This is a genomic window from Paratractidigestivibacter sp., from assembly GCF_052362415.1.
Taxonomy (GTDB): Bacteria; Actinomycetota; Coriobacteriia; order Coriobacteriales; family Atopobiaceae; genus Paratractidigestivibacter.
In genome coordinates this window covers 27,491-35,935 of sequence record NZ_DAWEMK010000004.1, presented here as the reverse complement: position 1 = coordinate 35,935, position 8,445 = coordinate 27,491, and the positions used below count along the sequence as shown (strand labels likewise).

General features: G+C 61.6%; 6 protein-coding genes and 1 pseudogene. 6 read left to right on the top strand and 1 reads right to left on the bottom strand.

Annotated elements, in window-relative coordinates:
- Both ACT84W_RS01045 and ACT84W_RS01040 read left to right on the top strand, forming a co-directional pair.
- Positions 1–368: ATP-binding cassette domain-containing protein (locus ACT84W_RS01045; protein ID WP_444327910.1), on the top strand; the 368-nt coding region annotated here is incomplete at its 5' end.
- Complete coding sequence (locus ACT84W_RS01040; protein ID WP_444327909.1) at positions 365–1,078, top strand: ECF transporter S component; 714 nt, start codon at positions 365–367, stop codon at positions 1,076–1,078. The genes ACT84W_RS01045 and ACT84W_RS01040, both read left to right, overlap by 4 nt.
- A gap of 243 nt (positions 1,079–1,321) precedes the next feature.
- Here ACT84W_RS01040 and ACT84W_RS01035 read toward each other — a convergent pair whose 3' ends face one another.
- Complete coding sequence (locus ACT84W_RS01035) at positions 1,322–1,915, bottom strand: helix-turn-helix domain-containing protein (RefSeq protein WP_444327908.1); 594 nt, start codon at positions 1,913–1,915, stop codon at positions 1,322–1,324.
- A 200-nt stretch (positions 1,916–2,115) separates the two neighbouring features.
- Here ACT84W_RS01035 and ACT84W_RS01030 point away from each other — a divergent pair, with 200 nt between their 5' ends.
- The 4 genes and pseudogenes from ACT84W_RS01030 to ACT84W_RS01015 all read left to right on the top strand — a co-directional run bounded on the left by ACT84W_RS01030 (position 2,116) and on the right by ACT84W_RS01015 (position 8,438).
- Complete coding sequence (locus ACT84W_RS01030; RefSeq protein WP_418826255.1) at positions 2,116–2,304, top strand: type II toxin-antitoxin system HicA family toxin; 189 nt, start codon at positions 2,116–2,118, stop codon at positions 2,302–2,304.
- A 26-nt stretch (positions 2,305–2,330) separates the two neighbouring features.
- Positions 2,331–2,786, top strand: coding sequence for a helix-turn-helix domain-containing protein (locus tag ACT84W_RS01025; RefSeq protein ID WP_417575636.1), 456 nt, complete (start codon positions 2,331–2,333; stop codon positions 2,784–2,786).
- Positions 2,787–3,292: 506 nt separating this feature from the next.
- Positions 3,293–4,930 (top strand): annotated as a pseudogene (locus tag ACT84W_RS01020) (DUF262 domain-containing protein); the annotation flags it as partial.
- Between the two features lie 430 nt (positions 4,931–5,360).
- Entirely contained in the window at positions 5,361–8,438 is a 3,078-nt protein-coding gene (locus tag ACT84W_RS01015; protein ID WP_417575634.1) for a type I restriction endonuclease subunit R, read from the top strand.
- The last annotated feature ends 7 nt before the right edge of the window (positions 8,439–8,445 follow it).

The following is an 8,445-nucleotide window of genomic DNA, read 5'->3' as shown; positions in this document are numbered from 1 at the left end:
CCGCGGAGGTCGACGCCGCGCTCGAGGAGCTCGGGCTTGCAGGGGCCGCCGACCGCCATCCGTACGACCTTTCCGGCGGCCAGCAGCAGATGCTCGCGCTGCAGAAGCTGCTGCTTTGCAAGCCGGAGCTTTTGCTCCTCGATGAGCCGACCAAGGGGCTCGACGACGCTGCCCGCGCATGGGTCGTCCGCGCCGTCGGCGCCGCCCGCGACGCCGGCGCAACGGTCCTTCTTGCCACGCACGACATGGCGTTCGTCGAGGCCGTCGCCGACCGCGTCTCGCTTCTGTTCGACGGCTGCCTGACCTCGACCGAGACCACGGCGGAGTTTTTCGCGGCGTCGTGGCTCTATGGGAAGGGCTCGCGATGAGGCGCGCTCTCGTTCAGGCGGCGCCGCGCGTGCTCCGCGCGCTCGAGCTGCCTGCGCTTCTTGCCGTGCCTGTGGTCATGGTGGCGACCGCCGCAGCGGGCCTTGACGTGACGGCCGGCCTTACGCTTGCGGTGGCCGTGCTCGCGGTCGGGCTCCTCTTTGCGAGCTTCGAGGCGTCGCGGCCGCCGCTGCGGCAGCTCATGCCCACCGCCGTTCTCGCGGCGACTGCCGCCGCCGGGCGCGTGCTCTTCGCGCCGATCCCCGACGTCAAGCCCGTGAGCGCCATCGCCATCGTGGCAGGCGCCGCCCTCGGGCGCCGCTCGGGGTTCGTGGTCGGCGCGGTGGCCGCCCTCGTGTCGAACTTCTTTTTTGGGCAGGGGTCGTGGACGCCCTGGCAGATGTACGCATGGGGGCTCGTCGGATACCTCGGCGGCGTCCTTTCCGACCGCGGCGCGCTCGAACATTCATGGGCGCTGTACGCCTGGGGCTTCGTGAGCGCGCTCATGTACGGAGCGATCCTCAACGGGTACTACGTGCTCGGCTTCGTGCGGCCGCTCACCTGGCCTGCCGTGGTCGCCGCCTACGCCGCGGGCGCCCCGCTCGACATCGTCCACGGCATCGCGACCGCCGGGTTTCTTGCCGTGATCTGGCTTCCGTGGGGCCGCGCTATCCGCCGCGTCATCGCCAAGTACGACCTCGCGGCCCGCTGACGCGCCTGTTTTTTGCGCGTTTCTTAGCCGGCGGCTAATGAAGGATGAACGATTGCCTGGATTCTAAGTTGAGAAGCAGCGGGTAGATGACTGTACCTAGCTGACGCTCGGACTTTGGAGGCTTGTACGGTACGAATCTGGCGCAAACCGTGTCCGAGGTTGCCTGGAGGCGCGAAGCCGAGATCCTCTGTCCCTCTCCCGCATAAGAAAAGCGAGGTCCGAAGACCCTGCCGAGATTGTCATTTACTGACTTTTGCGGACCAGCATGTCGCCGTTGCGGGAAGTGCTGTGGGCGCGGTCGTAGGCGGCCATGATCTGCTTTGTCGAGGTGCTGCGGACGTCGGGCTCCTGGAGCTCGTCGGCCCTCCTGTTGACGTATGCCTCGAACGCGGCGCGCATGCGCTCGCCCGTGCCGAAGGCGAATAGGTTCGGGTCATCCTCCTCGAGCCCGGCCAGGAAGACCTGCTCCAGGCGGTAGCACACGGCGTCGTAGCGGCGGCGCTCCCTCGCCTCGCGCTCCCTCGCCTCGCGCTCGTCTCGCTGCGCGAGGAAGGCCAAGTAGTCGTCGAGCGAGGCGCGCGAGCGATCGGAGAGGGCCTCATAGGCCTCCTGTACCCTGCCGCGCAAGCTCGCCACGTCGACGGCCCGCCTGCCCACGATGACGTCGATGGGCACGCCGAAGCGGTCGGCCAGCTGCCAGGCGCTCTTGAGGGGGATCTTCTCGGGGCTGGACTCGTAGCGGGCGTAGGTCGCCTCGGCGATGCCCTCGGCGGCGGCGAAGTCCTTCGCGTTCTTGAACCCCGCCTGCTTCCTCAGATTTAAAAGGGCACTCGTCATGGTCTGCTCCTAATCAATCGCAAAAAACGAGATAATCATCAGACAATGATTATTATAGCGGCCTGAAATGATGATAGAAATATCATATATAGATGATTTACAACTGATTGGTGATAGCATGCCAACAATTCGTTCGGCAAGTATCTACGGAATTGGTGTTGTAAAAAATATTAGTAAGGCTAATATTTACTGCGAAGGAAATGTGGATGACTAAGCGTAGGGATTTGGTTCGCGAACTCGAGCGGGCTGGCTATGTGAGGGTCAAGAGCGGCTCGACAGCCAACCATGACAAGTTCAGGCGAGGTGGCCGTGCTGTCATGGTGCCAAGGCATGCCGAGATAAAAGACCGTATGGCGGACATCATTCGCAGGCAAGCTGGCCTTCTGTAGCTAAAGCGGAGAAGAGAGAGGTCGCAATGCTATTCGTCAGGGAGTTCGAGATTGTGGCAGACGAGGGCGGCTACCTCGCCATTCCCTTCGGCATGGAGGGCGGTACGGAGGGCGAGACGCGCGAGGGGACGGTTGCCATGGCCGCCGACTGGCTGCGTGCGGCCGCTCTTGACTCGCTGCTGCACGGCTACGTCCTTCCCGGAGGTTCCGTTTGCCACGCTCCACGAGAGGACGGATGGGTCGTTGCCGTTGCGGTCGACGTTGACGTTTCCGATGCCCCGGCAGTGACGTCCGCCGAGGCCGCGAGGGCGCTTGGCGTGTCGACCGCTCGCGTCGCGCAGATGTGCTCGTCCGGTCAGCTCGCCTCGTGGAAGGTCGGCTCCACGCGTATGGTCGCAAAGGAAAGCATCGAGGAGCGCCTTGCGATTGCCCCACAGCCCGGAAGGCCGTCCACGCGGATTCGAGAGATTGTGACTGCGTAGGCCGAGAACAAGCCCGTGGGGCCTTGGATAGATTTAAGCCGCAAGCTACACTGCAAGAGATTGGGCGGGCCAGCGAGCGACGTCGGGTGCCGGGGGAGTGAACTGGGAGTACCCGCTTTCCACCATGAATCCTCCTTGCGTGTAAGAGTTACTTTCAGAGCTTATCTCGCGTGCGATGGCTCCGTTTTCGTTTTCGACTGGGCGACGTTCAGATTGCAGTCAGGGACTCTCTTGTCATGACGGTCGTGACCATCGCCGATGATGCTGCTGACGAGTGGTGGAAAAAAATAGTCCTTCTCGTTGCCTTCTGTGCCCTTCGCTCTTGCCATGCCGTTGGCTAAGTGTTTCTCTTTCCCCGTGTAAAATAATCCGAGCTACAAGGATTGATCCGCCTGCACGGAGGTTTTCACATGTCCAAGCTCAACATCGATCAGAAGACGATCAGGCTGCTTCTGACCGACAAACACTCTGACTTCCTCATCCCCGACTACTAGCGCCCCTATGCCTGGGGCGAGGACGAGTGCGCGACGCTGTGGGACGACCTGTTCTCCTTCGCGTTCCCCAACGACGACTGCGACGCCTTCGACAGTTCGGCCGACGAGTACTTCCTCGGGCCCATCGTCACCTTCAAGAACGACGCCGGCCAGCTCGAGATCATCGACGGTCAGCAGAGGCTCACGACCATCATGCTTCTGCTCCGCGCCTTCTACGACAAGTTCGCGAACATGAAGGACAAGCAGTCGGTGAAGGTGCGCGAGTCCATCGCGGGCTGCGTGTGGAAGACCGACGAGTTCGACGAGCCCGACATGGGCGCCTTAAAGATCGACTCCGAGGTGGCAAGCGACGCCGACAAGGGCGAGTTCCTCGACATCCTCCGCCACGGCTCGGTAGAGGCGGGCGCCAGGAGCGCCTACGCGAGGAACTACGCCTTTTTCGCGAGGAAGATAGCCGACATGGCGAGCGAGTGGCCGACCTACATAGCCCTTCTCGCCGCGTGCATCCTCAACAACGTGATCCTTCTGCCCATCGAGGCGGAGTCGCAGGACACCGCTCTCCGGATCTTCTCGACGCTCAACGACCGCGGGCTGCCACTGGCCGACGCTGACATCTTCAAGAGCCAGTTCTACAAGCACTTCTCGGCCGAGGGCAGGAAGGGCGAGTTCGTCGCCCGCTGGAAGCGGCTGGAGGAGACGGCCAACCTCATCTTTAAGCCGACATCTGGCACGCCCCTGGACGAGCTGTTCACCCGCTACATGTACTACCGCCGCGCGAAGAAGGGTATCCGCGACACTACGACCAAGAGCCTGCGCGACTTCTACAGCGAGGGCGGCTACGAAATCCTTAAACAAGACGCCACGCTCGATGACCTGGAGGCCCTTCTCGATTTCTGGCGTCGCGTGGACGCGCAGGAGGGGTTCTCCGAGCGGGTGCTGAGGCGCCTATTCGTGCTCAGCTACGCGCCCAACGGCATGTGGGCGTACCTCCTGAGCACGTGGTTCCTCGCGAGGCGCGACGAGGACGGGAGCCTCGACGACGCCGAGCTCTACGGGTTCCTCCGCTACATCACGGGCTTTATCTACGCCTACTCGCTCGAGCGCCCCGGCGTGAACGCTCTGCGCGGCCCCGTCTACCCCGCGCTCATCGACATCGTCAACGGCCGCGACGCGGACTTCTCGGGCCACCTGTTCGACCGCGAGACCATCACGGGGCGCTTCCGCAGCTACCAGTTCACCAATCAGCGCCGCTTCACGCGCTCGATGCTCGTGTGGTGGGCCTACTCCGACCCCGAGCAGCCCCTCATGGACCTGGACACGACGCTCGAAATCGAGCACATCTACGCGCGCAAGCGCAACGAGGTGCACCCGCTTACAGACCGCTCGAACCTGGAGGCCTTAGGCAACAAGGCGATGCTGGAGAAGCGCGTGAACATCCGCGCGGCCGACTACCAGCTCGCCGATAAGCGCAAGTACTACGAGGGCTATACGAACGACAAGGGCGCTGAGGTGCCCGGCACCGCCGTTCGCGAGCTGGTGGAGATCTCCCGTCGCGGCGACTTCAGCGAGACGGACATCGAGGGGCGAACCGAGCGGATTATCGCCGCCTTCGTCGACTGGCTGGGCGAGCTCGGGCTGCTGAGGGAGTAAGCTTCGGCCCAGGGTCTCGCGCTTTTGACAGCTGCTCTCGGGCACGGCGCGAAGCGAGCCGCCGCCAGACGGCTGGGGAATCGCGCGGGGGTCGGACAGCGGCCCGCCCCGCATGGCCATGGCGCTCCCGGGCCGCCGCCTGCCGCCCCGGCTGAGACGCGCGGGGCGTAGCGCGGGCGGTGCGGCTCGGATTCGGCAGCGACGGCCGTGGCTGGCCGTGCGGGGGTGGGCGGCAGATAAAACAAAATACTGTCGCCGGAGAAGGCGAAAAAGCGTGTCCTTCGACGTTTTCTGCATGGCGCTGTAATATGGCCGTGCCGTAGCTTGATATACTCTCACCTGTGATTTTGTGTCTGATTTGGTGAGGCTTTTTCAGTCTGTACTGCAATGCCCCCCAGGCATGCTTCGTATTGTTGGAAAGGTCGCACGGATGGGCGTTTATGAACACTCGGTCATGAGAATCGACGAAGACTTCTACGAGCAAGCTCTCATTGAGCGGCTCGTTGAGAAGCACGGTTACGAGTTCCTCCACGGTCCCGATGTCGCCCGAACCACCAGCGAGTACCGTGACGTATTCCTCCCTGGCATCCTTCAAGCCTCACTCAGCCGTATTAACAAGAGGCTTCCCAATGCCGCCATCCAGGAGGCAATCCTCAAGCTTTCCGACATCGAAGGCGGCGGCCTCGGGCAGCGCAACGAGACCTTCACCGACTATCTACAGTCAGGGGTCGAGGTTCGCTACTTCGACGGGATGGAGGAGCGCGACGACATTGTTCGCCTACTCGATTTCGACAAGCCAGAAAACAATACATTCCACGTCGTGAACCAATGGACCTTCGTCGAGTACTCGGAGAAGCGTCCCGACGTTGTCTGTTTCGTCAACGGCATGCCCCTCGTGCTCTTCGAGTTAAAGAGCCCCTCACGCGAGGAAACCGACGCCTCGGACGCCTATCTGCAGCTGAGAAACTACATGCGCCACATTCCCAGCATGTTCGTCCCCAACGTCTTCTGCGTTATGAGCGACATGGCCGAGACGCGCGTGGGAACCATTACCGCCGACGAGGACCGCTACGTAGCTTGGAAGTCGGTCGACGGGGACTACTCTGAAACTAAAACGGCAACCTGGAAGACTATGATCGATGGCATGATGCCCAAGGCTCGCCTTCTGGACATCATCAAAAATTTCGTGTGCTTCAATGACTCTGGCGAGAAAGTCACAAAGATCCTTGCCGCCTACCACCAGTACTTCGGCGTGGCCAAGGCCATCGACCGCGCAGTTGAAGCCGTGGATGGTGACGGCAAGATCGGCGTTTTCTGGCACACGCAAGGGTCGGGAAAGTCCCTTTCCATGGTGTTCTTCGCGCACCTTCTGCAAGAGCGGCTGAATTGCCCTACCATCGTGGTGATAACCGACCGCAACGACCTGGATGATCAGCTATTTGGCCAGTTCGGACGCTGCAAGGACTTCCTGCGCCAGTCTCCCATTCAGGCTATGAGCCGCGAGAACCTCAAGGAGCTGCTCGTAGGCCGCGAGGCGAACGGCATCATCTTCACCACCATGCAGAAGTTCACCGACGGCGACGAGCCGCTATGCGACCGAAGCAACGTCGTGGTAATGGTGGACGAGGCGCATCGCGGTCAGTACGGCATGATTGAGAAGATGGACGAGCACGGTAAGGTGTCGGTGGGTGCGGCGCGCGTGGTGCGCAAGGCCCTCCCCAACGCCTCATATATCGGTTTCACTGGCACGCCTATCGCTTTGGAAGACCGCAACACCCGAGAAATCTTCGGCGATTACATCGACGTCTACGACATGACGCAGTCGGTGGAGGACGAGTCGACAAAGCCTGTTTATTATGAAAGCCGCGTTGTTGCGCTCAAGCTCGACGAAGGCACCCTGGCACAGCTCGATGCGACATATGCCGAATTTGCTGCGCAGGCTGACGAGGCCAGCGTCGAGAAGGCCAAGCGCGATACCGGCGGGCTCGACGCCATCTTCGGCGCTCCCGAGACGGTCGACGCGCTATGCCGCGACATCGTGAATCACTACGAGAACTACCGCGCCGACGTACTGGCCGGCAAGGCCCTCATCGTTGCGTACAGCCGTCCCATGGCGATGAAGATCTACTACAGGCTGCTCGAGCTGCGCCCCGAATGGAAAGACACGTTGGGCGTTGTGATGACCATGTCGAACCAGGACCCTGAGGAATGGTTCGAGGTTTGCGGCGGCAAGACTCACAAAAAAGAGATGGAGCGCCGCTTCAAGGATGACTCCGACTCGCTGAAGATCGCCATCGTCGTGGACATGTGGCTCACGGGTTTCGACGTCCCGAGTCTTTCGACCATGTACGTTTTCAAGCCCATGAAGGGCTATAACCTGATGCAGGCCATTGCCCGCGTCAACCGCGTGTGCAAGGGCAAAGAGGGCGGCCTGGTGGTCGACTACATCGGAATCGCGCGCGCCCTGAAGCAGGCCATGAAGGACTACACCAACCGCGACCAGAGCAACTACGGCAACATGGACGTCGCGGCCACCGCCTACCCAAAGTTCCTGGAGAAGCTGGACGTCTGCCGTGACCTGCTGTATGGCTTCGACTACCACGAAGACATCTTCAGCGGCAACCGTGGAAGATTGGCCGACGCCATCGCCGAAGGGACCGACTGGCTGCTCGCGCCCGAGCGTTCGGACGACATGGAGGACTTCCTCAAGCAGTGCCAGCTCATGAACCAGGCGCTCTCCTTGTGCAAGAGTCTCGTGTCAGAGGAAGACCAGCACGAGGCGGCATATCTCTCTGTCCTGCGCGTGCAGGTACTGAGGCTCACCGGGCGCAAAGGCGCGGGCGGCGGTGGAATGACCTACGCCGAGTTCAACAAGCGCGTGACCGCGATCCTGGAACAAACCGTTCACGCCGAAGGCGTCATCGACCTGTTCGACGAGAAGAGCGTCGAGATATCGCTGTTCGACGAGAGCTTCCTCGCGGAAGTCGCCGCCATGAAGGAGAAGAACGTAGCAGTTGAAGCGCTAAAGAGGCTCGTCAAGGAGCACGTGCGCGCCTATCAGCGCACGAGCGTGGTGAAGGCGCGTAAGTTCAGCGAGCTCTTGCAAGGGACGCTCAACGCCTATCTGAACGGCATGCTCAGTAATGCCGAAGTCATCGAGGAGCTCGTCAAGATGGCCAAAGAGATGATGGCCGATCGCGACGAGGCCGCGAAGCTCGGGCTCTCCAACGAGGAGATGGCATTCTACGACGCCATAACCAAGCCTCAGGCGGTAAAGGACTTCTACGACAACGATCAACTGGTGGCCATCAGCCGCGAGCTGACTGAGGCTATGCGAAGGAACGCCACCATTGACTGGCAGAAAAAGGAAAGTGCCCGAGCCGGTATGCGTCGCGCCATCAAACGCCTGCTGCGCAAGTACAAGTACCCGCCTGAAGGGGTCGCCGACGCAACGGAGACCGTCATGGCTCAGTGCGAGCTTTGGGCCGACACAAAGATCTACGAGTAAGGAACCC